This window comes from Streptomyces sp. NPDC059534, from assembly GCF_042743475.1.
Classification (GTDB): Bacteria; Actinomycetota; Actinomycetes; order Streptomycetales; family Streptomycetaceae; genus Streptomyces.
In genome coordinates, this window is record NZ_JBHWAQ010000030.1 from 1 (window position 1) to 17450 (window position 17450).

General features: G+C 71.8%; 17 protein-coding genes, 1 tRNA gene and 2 pseudogenes. 11 read left to right on the forward strand and 9 right to left on the reverse strand.

All coding sequences use genetic code 11. The features are described 5' to 3' along the window. Positions 1–237, reverse strand: a pseudogene (locus tag ACFVZH_RS29570) (heme-binding protein); the annotation flags it as partial. Between the two features lie 274 nt (positions 238–511). Between ACFVZH_RS29570 and ACFVZH_RS29575 the strand changes: the two are divergent. The 4 genes from ACFVZH_RS29575 to ACFVZH_RS29590 all read left to right on the forward strand — a co-directional run bounded on the left by ACFVZH_RS29575 (position 512) and on the right by ACFVZH_RS29590 (position 4227). Continuing rightward, positions 512–1624 carry a sensor histidine kinase gene (locus tag ACFVZH_RS29575; RefSeq protein WP_384902186.1) on the forward strand — a complete coding sequence of 371 codons (1113 nt, stop codon included), beginning with the start codon at positions 512–514 and terminating at the stop codon, positions 1622–1624. Then, complete coding sequence (locus ACFVZH_RS29580) at positions 1624–2244, forward strand: response regulator transcription factor (protein ID WP_015035223.1); 621 nt, start codon at positions 1624–1626, stop codon at positions 2242–2244. Before ACFVZH_RS29575 ends, ACFVZH_RS29580 begins: the two co-directional genes overlap by 1 nt. Positions 2245–2338: 94 nt before the next feature. Next, on the forward strand, positions 2339–3544 hold the full coding sequence (locus tag ACFVZH_RS29585; protein WP_384902008.1) for an FAD-dependent monooxygenase: 1206 nt from the start codon (positions 2339–2341) through the stop codon (positions 3542–3544). Positions 3545–3726: 182 nt separating this feature from the next. Beyond that, on the forward strand, positions 3727–4227 hold the full coding sequence (locus tag ACFVZH_RS29590) for a hypothetical protein (RefSeq protein ID WP_384902009.1): 501 nt from the start codon (positions 3727–3729) through the stop codon (positions 4225–4227). Between the two features lie 106 nt (positions 4228–4333). Here ACFVZH_RS29590 and ACFVZH_RS29595 read toward each other — a convergent pair whose 3' ends face one another. Then, positions 4334–5002: a pentapeptide repeat-containing protein gene (locus ACFVZH_RS29595; RefSeq protein WP_384902011.1), complete on the reverse strand. Its 669-nt coding sequence runs from the start codon at positions 5000–5002 to the stop codon at positions 4334–4336. Positions 5003–5100: 98 nt separating this feature from the next. On the opposite strand from ACFVZH_RS29595, the gene ACFVZH_RS29600 reads away from it, so the two are divergent. Both ACFVZH_RS29600 and ACFVZH_RS29605 read left to right on the forward strand, forming a co-directional pair. Then, the gene (locus tag ACFVZH_RS29600; protein WP_384902012.1) at positions 5101–6327 is read left to right on the forward strand and encodes an NAD(P)-binding protein; all 1227 of its coding nucleotides are present in this window, start codon (positions 5101–5103) and stop codon (positions 6325–6327) included. 58 nt (positions 6328–6385) lie between these two features. Continuing rightward, complete coding sequence (locus ACFVZH_RS29605) at positions 6386–7390, forward strand: zinc-binding dehydrogenase (RefSeq protein WP_384902013.1); 1005 nt, start codon at positions 6386–6388, stop codon at positions 7388–7390. Between the two features lie 132 nt (positions 7391–7522). Here ACFVZH_RS29605 and ACFVZH_RS29610 read toward each other — a convergent pair whose 3' ends face one another. Genes ACFVZH_RS29610 through ACFVZH_RS29620 form a run of 3 tightly spaced genes read right to left on the reverse strand, consistent with a single transcriptional unit; the run spans position 7523 to position 9265 of the window. Next, a complete protein-coding gene (locus ACFVZH_RS29610) occupies positions 7523–7858 on the reverse strand; it encodes a hypothetical protein (RefSeq protein WP_384902015.1) in 336 nt (111 codons plus the stop codon). Positions 7859–7867: 9 nt separating this feature from the next. Further along, positions 7868–8347 carry a GNAT family N-acetyltransferase gene (locus ACFVZH_RS29615; RefSeq protein ID WP_384902016.1) on the reverse strand — a complete coding sequence of 160 codons (480 nt, stop codon included), beginning with the start codon at positions 8345–8347 and terminating at the stop codon, positions 7868–7870. Between the two features lie 18 nt (positions 8348–8365). After that, on the reverse strand, positions 8366–9265 hold the full coding sequence (locus ACFVZH_RS29620; protein WP_384902188.1) for an aminoglycoside phosphotransferase family protein: 900 nt from the start codon (positions 9263–9265) through the stop codon (positions 8366–8368). A 555-nt stretch (positions 9266–9820) separates the two neighbouring features. Between ACFVZH_RS29620 and ACFVZH_RS29625 the strand changes: the two genes are divergently transcribed. Then, the gene (locus tag ACFVZH_RS29625) at positions 9821–11209 is read left to right on the forward strand and encodes an NAD(P)/FAD-dependent oxidoreductase (RefSeq protein ID WP_384902018.1); all 1389 of its coding nucleotides are present in this window, start codon (positions 9821–9823) and stop codon (positions 11207–11209) included. A gap of 135 nt (positions 11210–11344) precedes the next feature. Here the strand turns inward: ACFVZH_RS29625 and ACFVZH_RS29630 are convergent, their stop codons facing one another. The 3 genes from ACFVZH_RS29630 to ACFVZH_RS29640 all read right to left on the reverse strand — a co-directional run bounded on the left by ACFVZH_RS29630 (position 11345) and on the right by ACFVZH_RS29640 (position 13754). Then, positions 11345–11797, reverse strand: coding sequence for a hypothetical protein (locus tag ACFVZH_RS29630; RefSeq protein WP_384902020.1), 453 nt, complete (start codon positions 11795–11797; stop codon positions 11345–11347). A 773-nt stretch (positions 11798–12570) separates the two neighbouring features. Continuing rightward, the gene (locus ACFVZH_RS29635; RefSeq protein WP_384902022.1) at positions 12571–12924 is read right to left on the reverse strand and encodes a hypothetical protein; all 354 of its coding nucleotides are present in this window, start codon (positions 12922–12924) and stop codon (positions 12571–12573) included. Between the two features lie 596 nt (positions 12925–13520). Next, a complete protein-coding gene (locus ACFVZH_RS29640) occupies positions 13521–13754 on the reverse strand; it encodes an HAD family hydrolase (RefSeq protein WP_384902023.1) in 234 nt (77 codons plus the stop codon). 271 nt (positions 13755–14025) lie between these two features. On the opposite strand from ACFVZH_RS29640, the pseudogene ACFVZH_RS29645 reads away from it, so the two are divergent. Then, positions 14026–14474, forward strand: a pseudogene (locus tag ACFVZH_RS29645) (tyrosine-type recombinase/integrase); the annotation flags it as partial. 76 nt (positions 14475–14550) lie between these two features. Here ACFVZH_RS29645 and ACFVZH_RS29650 read toward each other — a convergent pair. Continuing rightward, positions 14551–14627: transfer RNA gene (locus tag ACFVZH_RS29650), tRNA-Thr, on the reverse strand. Between the two features lie 182 nt (positions 14628–14809). On the opposite strand from ACFVZH_RS29650, the gene ACFVZH_RS29655 reads away from it, so the two are divergent. From ACFVZH_RS29655 to ACFVZH_RS29665, 3 genes are all read left to right on the forward strand, one after another. Further along, positions 14810–15907, forward strand: a complete 1098-nt coding sequence (locus ACFVZH_RS29655; protein WP_384902025.1) for an ABC transporter ATP-binding protein — start codon at positions 14810–14812, stop codon at positions 15905–15907. A 207-nt stretch (positions 15908–16114) separates the two neighbouring features. After that, positions 16115–16525, forward strand: a complete 411-nt coding sequence (locus ACFVZH_RS29660) for a hypothetical protein (protein ID WP_384902027.1) — start codon at positions 16115–16117, stop codon at positions 16523–16525. A 70-nt stretch (positions 16526–16595) separates the two neighbouring features. After that, the gene (locus ACFVZH_RS29665; RefSeq protein WP_384902029.1) at positions 16596–17312 is read left to right on the forward strand and encodes an NDP-sugar synthase; all 717 of its coding nucleotides are present in this window, start codon (positions 16596–16598) and stop codon (positions 17310–17312) included. Positions 17313–17450 lie beyond the last annotated feature (138 nt).

Consider the following 17450-nt stretch of genomic DNA (forward strand, 5'->3'; position numbering starts at 1 on the left):
GACGGCGACGGAGACGCGCTGGTTCTCCTTCTCCGCGGCGTCCAGGGTCGCCTGCGCGGCCTTCGTCGCGGCCTCGATCGTCAGGTGCGTCGACTGCTGGAGGTTGCCGTTGCCGGCGTCGGCCGTGATCGCGGCGGGGACGGCCGCGGCCGGGGCGGAGGCGTTCGCGGAGACGGCGCCGAACGTACCGGCGGCGATGACGGCGGCGGCGGTGGCACCGAAGAGGATCTTCTTCATGAGGGACTCCGTGAGGTGAGGCGCTGCGGGGAAGGCGTTCGTTCGCTCTGTCATCCATCCTGTGGCCGCACCCCGGGCCCGCCGGTCCACGTACCGGCTGCCCTCCTCGCGCACACTGGAGGACGGCCGGGTCAGCCGATCGGCTGATGCCCCCGTGACCCCTACGGGCCACCATGGACAGAAACCCCCAGGTCAGGGGCGGTAGGGAGGTGCGAAGGTGACACGGCCGACGGAGCAGGACCAGGACCCCGACACCCGATGGCTGGCGCGGGTCATGCACATCGCCTTCTTCCTCCTGCTCGGCGCCTCGCTCGCCCGCTTCCTGCTGCGCCACCCCTGGGAGGACCGCAGCCCCTGGATCATCGCGCTCTCCGGCGCCCTCGCCTCCCTCTACCTCCTCGGCCCGGTCGTCGGCACCCGGGCGGCCCCCCGCCGGATCGCCTGGCTGGGCACCGTCGTCGCCGTCTGGATCGTCCTCGTCGTCCTCGCGCCCAGCTTCGCCTGGTGCGCGGTGCCGCTCTTCTACACGGGCCTGCGGACCCTCCCGGCGCGAGCCGCGCTCGGCCTGGTCACCCTGCTGACCGCCTTCGTGGTCTTCGCCCAGGTGCAGCTCGCGCACGGCGGCTGGGACCCGAACCTGATCGTCGCCCCGCCGGCCGTCGCCGCCATCGCGACCGGCGTGTTCGTGTACTCCGACCGGCAGGCGGCGCGGCAGCGGGCCCTCATCGCCGACCTGATCCGCACCCGGCGCGAACTGGCCGCCATCGAACGCCGGGAAGGGACGCTCGCGGAGCGGCAGCGGCTGTCGATGGAGATCCACGACACCCTGGCGCAGGGCCTGTCCAGCCAGCAGATGCTGCTCCAGGCCGCGGACCGCACCTGGGACAGCGACGCGGCGACGGCCCGCCGCCATGTCCGTACCGCCGAGGCGATCGCGGAACGGAACCTCGCCGAGGCACGGCGCTTCGTCCACGACCTGGCGCCCGCCGACCTCGCCGAGGGCGGCGGCCTCGAAGCGGCGCTGCGCGGCGTGGCCACCCGCGAGTCGGCGGCCTTCCGGGTCGACGGGATCGCGGTGCCGCTGCCCGAGCGGGTGCAGTCGGCGCTGCTGCGGATCGCCCAGGGCGCCCTCGCCAACATCCGCGAGCACGCCGGCGCCGAATCCGCCGCCCTGACCCTCACCTACCTCGACGACCAGGTCGTCCTCGACATCGCCGACGACGGCCACGGCTTCGACCCCGCCGACACCCCCGGCGGCGTCCGCGGCCACGGCCTGCCCGCCATGCGCGTCCGCGCCCAGCAGCTCGGCGGCACCCTCACCGTCGAATCCACCCCGGGCGAGGGCACGGTGCTCTCCGCCGCCATCCCCCTGACCCTGGAGCCCTGATGTCCGTCCGCATCCTGCTCTGCGACGACCACGTCGTCGTCCGTGCCGGGCTGCTCGCCCTGCTCGGCAGCACCCCCGACATCGAGGTCGTCGGCGAGGCCGGCAGCGGCGAGGAGGCCGTGGCGATGGCGGCCAAGCTGAAGCCGGACGTCGTCCTGATGGACCTCCAGCTCGGCGCGGGCATCGACGGCGTCGAGGCGACCCGCCGGATCGCGCCCACCGGCGTCCACGTCCTCGTCCTCACCACCTACGACACCGACGCCGACATCACCCGCGCGATCGAGGCCGGCGCGACCGGCTACCTCCTGAAGGCCGAGCGGCCCGAGGAGCTCTTCGCCGCCATCCACTCCGCCGCGCAGGGCCGCACCGCGCTGTCCCCGCCGGTCGCCAGCCGCGTCATGGACCGGATGCGGGGCGCCGCCGGGCCGAGCCTCACCGATCGGGAGCGCGACATCCTCGGGCAGCTCGGCCGGGGGCTCGGCAACCGCGAGATCGCCCGCGCCCTCTTCATCAGCGAGGCCACCGTCAAGACCCACCTGGGCCGCATCTACGCCAAGCTCGGCGTCGACACCCGCGCGGGCGCCGTGGCGGTCGCCAAGGAGCGCCGCCTGCTGCCGTAGAGGGCCCGCCCACTGCTACTGTGCGTTGCCATTCGACCGCACGGCGTCATGCCGCGGTCGACGGTACCCGGCACTCAGTCCCAGTGGAGCGCACGTGAAGCTCGCGATCGTCGGCGGCGGCCCCGCCGGCCTCTACCTCTCGATCCTGCTGAAGCGGCAGGACCCGTCCCACGAGATCGCCGTCCACGAACGGAACCCCGAGGGCTCCACGTACGGCTGGGGCGTCACCTACTGGGCCGGGCTCCTCGACAAGCTGCGGGCGGGCGACCCCGAGTCCGCCCAGGCCGTCGCCGAGGCGTCCGTGACCTGGACCGACGGGGTCGCGATCGTCCGCGACGAGCGGACGATCCACCGGGGCGACGCCGGCTTCGGCATCGGGCGGCGACGGATGCTCGGGCTCCTCGCCGACCGCGCCCGGGAGCTCGGCGTACGGGTCGGGTTCGAGCAGGACATCACCGGCCCGGACGCGCCCGAACTCGCCGGTGCCGACCTGGTCGTCGCCGCCGACGGCGTCAACAGCGTGCTCCGCGAGGCACACGCCGACCGCTTCGGCCCCACGGTCGTCAGCGGCCGCAACCACTACATCTGGCTCGGCACCACCAAGGTCTTCGACTCCTTCAGCTTCGCCTTCAAGGAGACCGAGCACGGCTGGATCTGGTGCTACGCCTACGGGTTCAGCGGCGAGCGCTCCACCTGCGTCGTCGAATGCTCCCCGGAGACCTGGAAGGGCCTCGGCCTCGACACGCGCGGCGAGGCCGACAGCCTCGGCCTCCTGGAGAAGCTCTTCCACGACCTCCTCGACGGTCACGAGCTGATCGGCCGCGACCGGGCCGACGCCGCCGCCCAGTGGCTCACCTTCCGCACCCTCACCAACCGCGTCTGGCACCACGGAAACCTCGTCCTCCTCGGCGACGCCGCCCACACCACCCACTACTCGATCGGCGCCGGCACCACGCTGGCCCTGGAGGACGCCCTCGCCCTCGCGGACGCCCTGCGCGGCCACACCGACCTGGACGCCGCCCTCACGACGTACGGCAAGCGGCGCCGCGCCGAACTCGTCTCCGCCCAGAGCGCCGCCCGCTACAGCGCCCAGTGGTACGAGAACCTCCCCCGCTACATGGCCCTGGAGCCGGCCCGGATGTTCGCCCTCCTCGGCCAGCGCCACTCGCCGCTCCTCCCCCACATCCCCCCGCAGCTCTACTACCGCATCGACCGCGCCGCCGAGCAGCTGGAGGCCCTCCGCCGCCTCAAGCGCTGGCTCGGCCCCCGCGTCGCCCGCGCGGTCCACGGCCGCCGCTGAACCACCCCGGGGCCCGCCCGGGTCCGGCCGGTGCGCGCGGACTGGTCCCGGCGGTCCTCGCGTACACGGCCGGGTGCGCGCGACTGGTCCCGGCGGTCCTCGCGAACGTGGTCGTTGCGCGGGGTGGGTCCCGGCGGTCCTCGCGTACGTGGCCGGTGCGGCGCCGTGACACCATCGGTCCCGTGCTCGACATCGGCTACTCCCTCTCGCGTCGCTTCCCCGACCCGCCGCAGACCGACTACCGCCGCGCGGACGTCCACTCCCTGCGCCACGACCTCTTCTGCGGGGACGTCTACCTCGCCGACACGGAGGCGGACCGCGAGGTGTCCACAGCCTGGGGATGGGTGCCGGTCCTCGACTTCGCCTGGGCGCTCTGCGACATCGTCGAGCAGCTCGACCAGGACCCGCGCGGCAGCCGCGCCGCCCAGCCGCAGTACGCGGAGCTCGACTTCACCGAGTCCTCGGACCGGATGCTGTTCGAGCGCCGCTTCGGCTGGGTGGACGTCGAGGCCGACTGGATGCCCGGCGACGAGCCGCCGGTCACCTTCAACCACGCCGAACTGCGCCGCGAGGCACGCGACTTCCTGCACGACCTGATCGCCGACCTCACCGACATGCACGAGGGCCTCGACGACAACCCGGCCGTCTGGTCCCTCCAGGCCCGCTTCCCCCGCGTGTCCTAGCCCGTGCCCACCCGCCGGGAAGGCGGGCGCACGGGACGGCGCCCTCGGCGGCGCCCGCACCGGAAACCCTGCCCTCCCCCTGTGGTGGGCCCCCGGCGGCGGGGTGTCAGTCCTCCACCCGCACCCCCAGCTGCGCCGCGAGCACCGGCGCCAGGTCGAGGAGCTGGGCCGTCGACACGACGGCCCCGGCCAGCGACTCCACCCCGCGCGCGATCTCCAGACGCTGCACCCCCCGCAGGTCCACTTCCTTCAGCCGCGCCCCGGAGAAGTCCACCCCCGTCAGCACGCAGTCCACGAACTCGACCCGCTCCAGGACCGCGCCCCCGAAGTCCGGCTCGCTCAGCACGCACCCCTCGAAGACGACGTCCTTCAGCTTCGCGGACCGCAGGTTCAGGTAGTCGCTCTTCCCGCCCCGCACCACCACCCGCTCCAGCACCGCCCCGTGCAGCTGCGCCCCGCCGAGCCGCGCGTCCACCACCTCCACGTCCCGCAGCTGCGCCCCGCCGAGGTCCGTGCCCACCCCCCGCACCCCGGTCAGCAGCGAGTCGAGGAACCGCGCCCCCGACAGCCTCGCCCCGTCGAGCCCGCACTCCCGCAGCGCGCAGTCCAGGAACCGCGCGCCCTCGCCCGACTGCCCGGTCAGGTCGAGCCCGGCCAGTTCGAGCCCGTCGTAGTCCCCGTCCGGCTCCAGACCGCCCCCGTACTGCTCCAGCGGAGGCAGCCGCACCTCCGGCCGCCGCGCCCCCGCCACCTTCTTCTTCCGAGTCGTCGCCATGACCCCATGGTGATGTACGCCACTGACAACGCCTCCGATGTCACGAACGCGGACCCGCCCCGCGTCCCCCGTACGAGACCGACACGAGGGAGACGGACATGCGGAAGCTCACGATCATCGGCGGCGGCTTCGCCGGACTGGCCGCGGCCATCACCGCCGCCGAGGCCGGCACCAAGGTGACGCTGCACGAGGCGCACCGGACGCTCGGCGGCCGGGCGCGTACCGCCGAAGGCCCGTACCGCACCAACGAGGGCCCGCACGCGATCTACAACGGCGGCCCCCACTGGACCTGGCTCAAGCAGCGCGGCCTCCTCGGCCCGCTCGCCCCGCTGCCGACCTCCGAGGCCCTCCGGTTCCGCTTCCACCGGGACGGCGCCCTGCGCCGCGTCCCGCCGCTCGACCTGCTGCGCCAGTCCCTCCGCGCCGCCGAACAGGCCCCCGTCGACGTCGACTTCCACACCTGGGCCACCGGCATCGCGGGCGAGCGGGCCGCCCGGGCCGCCGCCGCGTACAGCGCGGTCGCGCTCTACCACCACGACCCCGGCTCCCTCTCGGCCCGCTTCGTCCAGGAGCGGCTGCACCGGGCCGCCTCCCTGCCGCCCGAGGCGAACTTCATCCGCGGCGGCTGGGGCGAGCTGATCGACCGGATGGCCGCGCGCGCGTGGGAGATGGGCGTACGCGTCGAGACCTCGTCGCGCGTCGACACCCTGCCGCTCGGCGACGGCCCGGTGATCGTGGCCACCGCCCTGCCCGCCGCCGCCCGGCTCCTCGGCGATCCGTCGCTGACCTGGGAGAGCGGCCGTACGGTCCTCTTCGACCTGGCGCTGCGCACCCGCAAGGGCGACCCGTTCGTGGTCTCCGACCTGGACGCGCCGGGCTGGATCGAGCGGTTCACCGCTCAGGACCCCTCGCTCGCCCCCGCCGGGCAGCAGCTGATCCAGGCCCAGCTGCCCATCGGCCCCGGCGAGTCCAAGGCGGACGGCGTCGCGCACGCCGAGCGCCTGCTCGACCTCGGCTTCCCCGGCTGGCGCGAGCGCGTCGTATGGCGGCGCGAGGCCGTCTCCCAGGGGCGTACGGGAGCGGTGGACCGGCCCGGCACCACCTGGCGCGACCGGCCGGCCGTCGACCGGGGCGACGGCGTCTACCTGGTCGGCGACCAGGTGGCGGCGCCCGGCGTGCTCGCCGAGGTGTCGTTCACCAGCGCGGTCGAGGCCGTCTCGCTCGCCCTGCGCGCCGACCGCCTCGACCACGCGGGCCACTCCGGCCACTCCGAACGCCTTGACCGCCCTGACCGCCCTGACCGCCTTGACCTCAAGCGCGCTTGAGGTCGGAGGCTGTACCCGTCAAGCGCTCACGCGCTCGTACGACGACAGGGGAACCGTCATGCACGCCATCCGCCTCCACGCCTTCGGCCCCGCCGAGAACCTCACCTACGAGGAGACCCCCGACCCCGTGCCGGGCGCCGGCCAGGTCCGTATCCGGGTCACGGCGGCCGGCGTGCACCTCCTGGACGCCGCGCTCCGCGGGGGAGCGCGCGGCCCCTTCCCGACCCCCACCGAACTCCCCACCGTCCCCGGCCGTGAGGTCGCCGGCACCGTCGACGCCCTCGGCGAGGGCACCGACCCGTCCTGGCTCGGCAAGCGGGTCGTCGCCCACCTCGGCATGAACCCCGGCGGCTACGCCGAACTCGCCGTCACCGACGCCGCCCGCCTCCACGCCCTGCCCGACCACCTCGGCGACGCGGAGGCCGTCGCCATGGTCGGCACCGGCCGCACCACCCTCGGCATCCTGCAGTTCACCACGCTCGGCCCCGACTCGGTCGCCGTCGTCCCCGCCGCCGCGGGCGGCATCGGCACCCTGCTCGTCCAGTACGCCAAGAACGCCGGCGCCACCGTCATCGGCCTCGCCGGCGGCCCCGCGAAGGTCGCGCTCGTCCGGGAGAACGGCGCCGACCTGGCCGTCGACTACACGAAGCCCGAATGGCCGGAGGAGGTCCGCGCCTACCTCGACTCCCTGGGCCGGCAGGCCACCGTCGTCTTCGACTCGGTCGGCGGCGACACCGGCCGCACCGCCGTCGGCCTCCTCGGCAAGGGCGGACAGCATCTCGTCTTCGGCTGGTCCGGCACCGGCATCCACGACGCCGCGCCCCTCACCTTCACCCCGGAGGAACTCGCCGCCCGGGGCATCACCTCGGAGTCCGTCCTCGGTCCCGTCATGGTCCGCAAGGCGGGCGGCGACCTCCGCGTCCTCGAACTCGCCGCCCTCGAAGCCGCGACCACCGGCACCCTCCGCCCGGCCGTCCACCGCTTCCCCCTCGCGGACGCGGCGGGGGCCCACCGCGCCCTGGAGAACCGGGGCACGACGGGCAAGGTGGTCCTGGTCCCGTAAGGGACGACCGACCGGGCCCGGGTCAGGTCCGGGCCTCGGACGGGGAGGCGAGGCCCGGCGCGGACCGACGAGACCCGGCGAGGACCGACGAGGCCCGGGGGACGGGTCGGTCAGGACCAGGGGACGGGACGGTCAGACCCCGACGACATCCCAGGAGTGCGCCTTGAACTCCTTCAGGAAGTCCGGGTGGTCCTCCCACATCCGGGCCACCGACCGCAGCACGTCCCAGTTGTGCTCCAGGGCCTGGTCGACGATCTGCCGCAGCTCCGGCGCCGTCTCCCGCTTCTCCACGAGGCCGTTGACGGCCGCCGCGGCCTGCACGGTGTACCGCGTGGCGCGCAGGGCCCGGGAGGTGTCGTCCATGCCGAACCCGTGGTCACTGCCGTTCGCCGGGTCGAAGAGCGGCGTCAGCCGCGCCTCGATGAAGGCCGTGATCCGCTGGAACCGCTGCTCGATGTCCGTATCCATGCGTTCTTCCTACACCCTCGCCCCACCGAGCTCCGCCAGCGCCCCGTCCGTCAGGCGGTAGACCGTCCACTCGTCCTGCGGGCGGGCGCCCAGGGACTCGTAGAAGTCGATCGACGGCTTGTTCCAGTTGAGGACCGACCACTCCAGCCGCCCGTAGCCGCGATCGACGCAGATGCGGGCCAGCTCGCGCAGCAGGGCCTTGCCGTGGCCGCCGCCCCGGACCTCCGGACGGACGTACAGGTCCTCCAGGTAGATGCCGTGGACGCCGCGCCACGTCGAGAAGTTGAGGAACCAGAGCGCGAAGCCGGCGACCTCGCCGGACTCGGTCTCCGCGATGTGCGCGAAGGCCGCGGGGTGCTCGCCGAAAAGGGCCTCGTGGATCTGTTCCACGGTCGCGTGGACCTGGTCGAGTTCCTTCTCGTACTCGGCGAGGTCGCGGACCATGGCGTAGATGACAGGGACGTCGGCAGGCGTGGCTGTACGGATCATGGGACCAGCCTGCCCGGATCAGGCCCTCCTGGCCAGCAGGATTCGGGCCAGCGCCACCTGCTCGGCGTCCAGCTCCGGCTCACCGTCCTCGACGTCCCACAGCCCGTTCTGCAGCACCCGGCCCAGCGTCCACGCCACCGCGCGCCCCCGGTCCCCCACCACTTCGGCCAGCAGGTCGAACCGCCACAGAGCCTCCGCCGGATCGGGATCGAAACGGTCGGTCAGCGCCGGCAGCAGCTCGAACCCGGGATCCCCCGCCAGCGGCTTCGGATCGATCGCCAGCCACGGCTCCCGCCCGCCGGGACCGCCCGCCAGGACGTTCCCCAGGTGCAGGTCCCAGTGGAGCAGCCGGTCCCCCGGCTCCCCCGCCACCTCCCTCACCGCCGCCGCGCAGTCCCGCAGCACCTCCGCATCCGCCGCGCCGAGCCGCGCCACCGCCGCCGGCACCTGCGTCAGCATCGCGGCCGCGATGTCCCCGAGCCGCCGCATCCCCTCCGGCGCGGGCACCGCCACCAGCCGGGCCAGCAGCCCCGCCACGATCCGCAGCGCCTCCCGGGTGTCGACCGCCGAGGACAGCGGCCGGGCCTCGTCGAGCCGCTCCAGAAGCATCGTCCCGCTCCCGGCGTCGTGGTCGAGCAGGCGCACCGCCCCCGCCCCGTCCCACACCCGCAGAGCGACCGGCTCGCCCTCGCTCTCCTCGTCGAGGAGCTGCATCTTCAGCGCCGCCCGCGTCCCGTCCGCGACCCGCTCCACCGGCAGGACCAGCGACGCCACCCCGTACATCGAGGGCCCCGTCACCCGCAGCCCCCACCGCCCGAGGAACTCCGCCGCCGTCCCGGGCAACCCGGCGACGAAGGCCCGCCCCGCCTCACCGTTGTACTTGGCCTGCGAACGCGCGAGCTCTTCGGGCACGCGAATGCCCTCGCCTACGTGCGCGCTCTCGGGTACGTGCGTGTCCTCGGGTACGTACGTCACACCCCGACCCTAGGGGAGGGAAGCAAGGTCCGAACGCCTGCTCCACGCGACGCCACGGCGGCCTCCTCGGCGTCGTACGACGCGCCCCTCCCGTCAAGGCCGCCCTGTCCACGGAGACCGTGTGCGGGGCCTTCGCCTCACCGACGACGATCTCCGTACCGTCCACGATCTCCGTACCGTCCACGGCCGCCGGAAGCGTCCCGAGGACGCCGGCGTGCCCGGCGGGCGCCACCGTCACCGCGGCCGCGACAGACGGCCCGCCGGCCGAACACCCCACCGCCGCAAGGCTGATGAGTCCGGCCGAGAGCGTCGCGACGATCATGCGCCGGGTCCCGCCCACGGGCAGGGGAGAGTCCTTCCGGAACAACGAAATCCGCACCGAGTCGGCACCCTCGAACCCAAGCCGGTCACCACCCCGGAACCGCCGCCGAAGGACCCGTATCCAGCGGCCCAAGGCCCGGGTAACGTCCCGCCCACGCACCCGGAAGAGGGATAGACATGAGCACGGTCAACGGCGGCATTTCGTTCTGGTTCGCGCAGGAGGGCACCCCCGCGCCCCGCGAACCGCTCCCCGGAGACACCACGGCCGACGTCTGCATCGTCGGCGGCGGCTACACCGGCCTGTGGACCGCCTACTACCTGAAGAAGGCCGTCCCCTTCCTCAACATCACCGTCCTCGAAGCCAAGTTCTGCGGCTACGGAGCCTCAGGCCGCAACGGCGGCTGGCTCTACAACGGCATCGCCGGCCGCGACCGCTACGCCGGACTCCACGGACACGACGCCGCCGTCCGCCTCCAGCAGGCCATGAACGCCACCGTCACCGAGGTCCTCGACGTCTGCGAGACCGAGAAGATCGACGCCGACCAGCACCGCGGCGGCGTCCTCGAAGTCGCCCTCTCCCCCGCGCAGCTCGTCCGCCTCAAGGAGTTCCACGCCACCGAGACCGCCTTCGGCGAGACCGACCGCGAGCTGTACGGGGCGCGCGAGACCGCCGAACGCATCCGCGTCACCGGAGCCGTCGCCTCCTCCTGGAGCCCGCACGGCGCCCGCCTCCACCCGGTCAAACTGGTCACCGGCCTCGCCGCCGCCGTCGAGGCGCTCGGCGTCACCATCCACGAGTCGACCCCCGTCACCGAGATCAAGCCGAAGCACGCCGTCACCCCGTACGGCACCGTCCGCGCGCCCTACATCCTGCGCTGCACGGAGGGCTTCACCGCCTCCCTCGCCGGCCAGCGCCGCACCTGGCTCCCGATGAACTCCTCGATGATCGCCACCGAGCCCCTCAGCGACGCCCAGTGGGACGCCCTCGGCTGGGCCGGCGGCGAAGCCCTCGGCGACATGGCCCACGCCTACATGTACGCCCAGCGCACCGCCGACGGCCGCATCGCCCTCGGCGGCCGCGGCGTCCCCTACCGCTACGGCTCCAAGACCGACAACGACGGCCGCACCCAGCCCCAGACCATCGAGGCCCTCCGCGAGATCCTCGTCCGCTTCTTCCCCCAGCTCGCCGGCGTGGGGATCGACCACGCCTGGTCCGGCGTCCTCGGCGTCCCCCGCGACTGGTGCGCCACCGTCACCCTCGACCGCTCCACCGGCCTCGGCTGGGCCGGCGGCTACGTCGGCTCCGGCGTCGCCACCGCCAACCTCGCCGCCCGCACCCTCCGCGACCTCATCCAGCAGGACTCCGGCCAATCCGGCCCCACCGACCTCACGTCCCTCCCCTGGGTCAACCACAAGGTCCGCAAGTGGGAACCCGAACCCCTCCGCTGGCTCGCCGTCCACGCCATGTACACCGCCCTCCGCACCGCCGACCACCGCGAATCCACCGCCCCGACCACCGCCACCGACAAGATCGCCGTCCTCGCCAACCACCTCAGCGGCCGCTGACCCCCGCCCGCCCGCAAGCGCCACCCCGGAGCGAGACGCGACAAGGGCCGGCCTCAGGGGAGATCTCCCCCGAGCCGGCCCTTCGCGTGAATCCCCCTGCCGGGTTCGAACCCGACGCCCGCCGCTTCCACCGGATCAAGGACTCGGTTCGCCGCCAGAACCACTCGGCCCGTCGTCCTTCCGGCTGAACTCGTCCGCACACCCCCCGGAAGCAGCGTCCCCGGTGAAGCAGGCGACGAAGGAACTCGGGGAGCCGTAGAAGGCAAGCTCCATGCCCTCGCAGTCCACCCCGTCGAAGGTGACCTCCCCATACGTCCCGGCGAGGGACACACTCCCCTCCTGCCGGTCGGCGATCCCGGAGCACTCGGCGCCGATCGCCGCCTTGTCCAAACCCTTGGCCGTGAACGTGCCGTCGTCCTTGAACTCCACCGTCCTCCCGGCAAAGTCCGACCACACCCCCTCCAGCTGATCCACGCTGTCCACCTCGACCGGATAGACGGAGCAGGCAGCCACCAGGAACATCACCCCACACCCCAGCACAACCCCCACCCCCGCCCGTCGCATCCCCCAAAGCCGTTCGACACCCACGACCCTCCCCTCGCGTCTCCCACATGCCCGGTAGCAACGCCCCAAGAAAGCGTCACCCCCCACCTTGAACGCGTTCAACTCCCACTGTCAACGAGACCGACTCGCACCCCGCAACCACCCGGGCGGCACCCCCACGCCCACACAAAAGGGCCGGCACCGGGGAAACGCCCCTGCGCCGGCCCTCCGCCTTGAGCCCCCTGTCGGGTTCGAACCCCCCGCCCCCGCTTCACAAGAGCGGGGGCCCGATCATGGGCCTGACCTGCGTGGTTCTGGTGTTGACCGATCCACTTCGCGGGCTCCCTGGACGCCTGTCGTTCTCCGTGAGTCCCCGCAGGATCTGGCACGGATGCGGCACGGCGACCTCTTCGTCCCGAAGCAACTCGGGGTAGGGCCCTGCCTTGGCCTGGCATGCCTCTCACCTACGTGGATGGTCCGCAGGCGTTCGCGCTCGTTCGCCGCTGTTCGTCGGCGTTGTCACGCAGTTAGACACTCAGCGCGCAACGGCCAATCACGGGACAGGGCGGTTGTCAGTGCAGGCATCTATGGTCTCAAGCGCGCGGTCGGCTTCCGGGGGTTCCAGCTCTGAAAGGAATGGTTGCATCCCCGGCCTGTCTGGGGGTGGCCCGGAGACTCGTCCGGGACCTAACCGACGGCCGGGCTTCGTCGATGGCCAGGAGATCACCTGCCAGCGTCGGCCGCGCACCACTCCTTGCCTGGGCACGGCGAACATACGCGTTCCAGCCGGCACAGTCAGGGCGTTGCAGGAAGTGATGCTAAGCGGCAAGTTCGGGGGAGTGCGGCGATGCAAGCAACTCGCTCTCGCCTGGTTGTGCAGGGATGGCAACGGTGTCCCGAGCAGCCCGTGCGAAGTCGCGTTGCGCTTGCCAACGGGCGCGTGACGCTGCGATCAATTCTTCCTTCGAATCAGGGTGTCGATGGAACTTGCCAGCCTTCGCACCTTCGGCCATTAGAGCATTCGCGGCCTGGTCTGCCAGGTCGGCCACCTCGGCTGGCCCTTCGATGGTCACCAGCGCCAGAAGTGGCCACAGCTCCGCCAGTCTCTCATCAGCTTGTGTAGCGGCGTTGAGGTAAGCCTCCTCGGAGACTCGAGCTTCCGGCTTGACCATCGCGCCTATCGCGTGCGCAGTCCGTACTGCCTGATTTATGAACTGTACGTACGCTTCCTTGCGTGTTGTGCGGTATTGGTCTCACCTGGCCTCACCTCGCTCCTTGTTCGTCAACCTCTCTTGGTGCCTGAACTGGTGACGATTAGTTAGCAAACTGAGCCAACTGGTGATGCCAGCGCCGGCAAGCGTTGACAACGCAGTGATCAGTGCAATCGAAGCTGCATCGCTCATAAGTCCATTCTGCTTTGGGGTACTGAACGTTAGGTGCTGAATGGCTCCATCGCCCGACATCGGCCACCCCAACTCCCATCCCAACAACCCACGGCCGGCACCCGCGCACGGCGCCCCTCCATCCCGGAGTTTGAGCGCCCCCGCCGGAGGCATCGTCCTAAGCCGCACCCGCGTACCGCCTCGGCCGGATCGTGGGTTCGTCACCCATCGACCCGAGCTGTCAGGCGTGCGGACGGCGGCCGGGCTGGAGCGGGGCGGCAGGCAGGAGCGCAGGCCCGGGCAACGGGCCGCGCGCGCCGCGCCGCGCGCGGCGGGTGCCTTGATGAGGTAGAGAAATCTGTAACAGCTCCCTCGCTGCCCCACGGCTACGCCGTGGTGAGTGCGTCCGCGATGGCCTGCATGTCCTCGGTGACGACGTCGGCCTGCGTCTCGGCGAACTGGTCTGCCTTGTGGGGCTTGTTGGCATAACCGATCACCGTTACTCCGACTGCGTGGGCCGCCTGGATGTCTGTGAGCGAGTCGCCGATCAGGGTGCAGCTCGTGAAGTCGATGTGCATCTGCTCGGCTGCCGTGATGAGCGGGAACGGGTTCGGCTTCATCAGGTGCGGCTACTCCGAGGGTCGACCCACGATCTTCGTGACGTACTCCTCCAGGCTGTGGAGCTTCAGGAAGGCCCGTACGCACTCAGCTGAGTCGTTGCTCACCACCGCCACGCCTCGACCGACCGAACGCGCCGCCTAGTGTGCTTCCGCGGCTCCTCGCGTCGGCTGGCCCGCCACTGCGACGGCTCGGACCTCAGCGGCCGTGAGAGCCTGCTCGATCTTCTGGCCCAGCTCGGTATCGGCCTCGTGCGCGATGCGCAGTACTTAGCGCCGCCGGGGATTGCTCTACAACGACGAGACCAAGGGGCGTCGCTCCCGCGCGATCCCGCCATGTACCTGGCTCCCCTGCGCTGGCATCGGATGCGTCAGAAGGCGACGTACGAAGCGGCCGGTACGGAGTGGTCGGCCACGGGCTACGTCTTCTCGACCCGCACTGGTCGTCCCGTCGAGCCCCGCAACGTCCACCGCTCGTTCGTCCGGGTCAGCGAGACCGCCGGCCTTCGGCCCATCCGGCTCCACGACGCCCGGCATGGCTGTGCCACGCTCCTCACGGCGGCCGGCGTCGCGCCCCGCGTCGTGATGGAGATCCTCGGGCACAGTCAGATCAGCCTGACCATGGACGTGTACACCCACGTCGTCCAGGACACGCAGCGCGAGGCCATCAGCCACATGGACCGGCTCCTCCAGCGACGGAAGCCCAGGCCCGGCCGCCCCTGACCGCTTCCGTTGATGTCACCCGGAGATGTCGAAGACCCCCAACCATGATCGGTTGGGGGTCTTCGACGTTCCTACCTGGAGCCCCCTGTCGGGTTCGAACCGACGACCCCCGCTTTACAAGAGCGGTGCTCTGGCCAGCTGAGCTAAGGAGGCAGCGAGTGCAGTGTAACCAACGGCGCACGGACGGCGGCCGGAAATCTCAGGACCTCTGGACTGCTGACAGATCGGGCATTGCCAGGTAGCGTCACGGGGAGTTCACCCAGGTGGACTAGACCTCCATCCTTCCTTTACTCGGATCGTCCGGCACGTTCCTGCCGGTGAAGGGACACATCACCATGGCTTCTGTCACTTTCGACAAGGCGACCCGGGTGTACCCCGGTGCCACCAAGCCCTCCGTCGACCAGCTGGACATCGAGATCGCCGACGGCGAGTTCCTCGTGCTGGTCGGACCGTCCGGCTGTGGCAAGTCGACGTCGCTGCGCATGCTCGCGGGCCTCGAGGACGTGAACGCGGGCGCGATCCGCATCGGTGACCGCGACGTGACGCACCTGCCGCCGAAGGACCGGGACATCGCGATGGTGTTCCAGAACTACGCGCTGTACCCGCACATGACGGTGGCCGACAACATGGGCTTCGCGCTCAAGATCGCCGGCGTGAACAAGTCGGAGATCCGCGCGAAGGTCGAAGAGGCCGCGAAGATCCTCGACCTGACCGAGTACCTGGACCGGAAGCCGAAGGCGCTCTCCGGTGGTCAGCGTCAGCGTGTCGCGATGGGCCGCGCCATCGTGCGTGAGCCGCAGGTCTTCCTCATGGACGAGCCGCTGTCGAACCTCGACGCGAAGCTCCGTGTGTCGACCCGTACGCAGATCGCCGGTCTGCAGCGCCGTCTGGGCATCACGACGGTCTACGTCACGCACGACCAGACCGAGGCGCTCACCATGGGCGACCGGGTCGCCGTGCTGAAGGACGGTCTGCTCCAGCAGGTCGACTCCCCGCGGAACATGTACGACCGCCCCGCCAACCTCTTCGTCGCCGGCTTCATCGGCTCCCCGGCCATGAACCTGATCGAGGTCCCGATCACCGACGGCGGCGTGATGTTCGGCAACAGCGTCGTCCCCGTCTCCCGTGACGCCATCGCCGCCGCGGCGGCCAACGGCGACACGACGGTCACGGTCGGCGTCCGCCCCGAGCACTTCGACGTGCAGGGCCCGGCCGGCAAGGACGGCCTGGCCGTCACGGTCAACGTGGTCGAGGAGCTCGGCTCGGACGGCTTCGTGTACGGCTCCACCCGCGTCGGCGGCGAGGACAAGGACCTGGTCGTCCGCGTCGGCGGCCGTGACGTCCCCTCCAAGGGCACCACGCTGCACGTCGTGCCGCGCGCCGCCGAGCTGCACGTCTTCTCGACGTCCACGGGCGCGCGCCTCAGCGACTGACACTCGCTCCGAGTACTGCCGTACGGCCCCGCATCTGTCGCAGATGCGGGGCCGTCCGTTTAAACGGGCGTACCCCTGAAAACCCCGGCATTCAGGGCCCGCCTCGGGGGCCCGCGTCAACACGGGATTCGAAAAGACGCCTCGAACCATCCCTCGCGAGAGTGACTAAATGTCGCCATATCACTACCGGCCGCTACGCTCGCCTCCGTGACGCACACTGCCCGCCGAATCGGCCGCTCTCTCGCCCTCGTCCTGCCCGTCGTCCTGGTGCTCTCGGGAACGCTCGCGGTGTCCGCCGTTCCGTGGGCGGGCCAGGACTCCGGAACCCAGCTGACGGCCTCCTCCTCGGAGGTCTCCGTCCGGGCCAAGTCCCGTGCCCCGCAGGACATTCTGCGCGACCAGCTCCTCGCCGAGCTTCAGGAGAAGGACCCCGGCACGGCCCTCACGCACCTCCAGCGCGAGGTGGAGAACCGGCCGTCGCTCGCCAAGCACTGCTTCTCGATCGCCCGCGCCCTCGGCCGCGCCGCCGTGGAGCACTACGGCCCCTCCCGCGCCCAGTCCTTCTCCCGCCCGGTCTGCGACACCTCGTACGCGACCGGCGTCATGCGCGCGAGCTGAGCGCCGTCGCGTGTCCGGCCGTCGCGCGTCCGGCGGCCGGGCGTACGGGGCGGCGCCTATCGTTCCCCGTATGCACACCACTCCGACGCAGGCCGTGGTCCTGGCGGGCGGCCAGGGCTCACGGCTCCGCCCGTACACCGACGACCGCCCCAAGCCGATGGTCGAGATCCCGGGTACCGGGACCCCGATCATCGGCCATCAGCTTTCCTGGCTGGCCGCCGAGGGCGTGACCGACGCCGTCGTCTCCTGCGGCCATCTCGCCGAGGTGCTCCAGGAGTGGCTGGAGACCGCCGACCTGCCGCTCAAGGTGACGACGGTCGTCGAGTCCGAGCCGCTGGGCCGCGGTGGCGGTCTGAAGTACGCCGCCGCGCATCTGCCCGCCCCGGACCAGCCCTGGTACGCCACGAACGGCGACATCTGGACCCGTTTCTCGCTGCGCGAGATGGCCGCCTTCCACACGGAGCGGGACGCGGTCGCGACGCTGGCCCTGGCCCGTCCGCGGATTCCGTGGGGCGCGGTCGAGACCGACACCTTCGGGCACATCACCGACTTCGTCGAGGCGCCGCCGTCGCCGTTCCTGATCAACGCGGGCGTGTACGTCTTCTCCGCGGCGTTCACGGAGCTTCTCCCGGACCTCGGCGACCACGAGCGGACCACGTTCCCCCGTCTCGCCCGTGAGCGCCGGCTGGCGGGCTTCCCGCTGCCCCAGGGTGCGTACTGGAGGGCCATCGACACCGCCAAGGACCTGACGGAGGCCGCCAAGGAGCTGGCCGCGCAGCGGGGCTGACAGCGGCCCGCGTACGACCTGGCAGCGGCTCGCGTACGGCCTGACAGCGGCCCGCGCACGAACAGGGCATATGGGCAGGGCGTACGAACAGGCCATATGGGAAGGGCGGCACCGCGTGGATCGCGGTGCCGCCCTTCC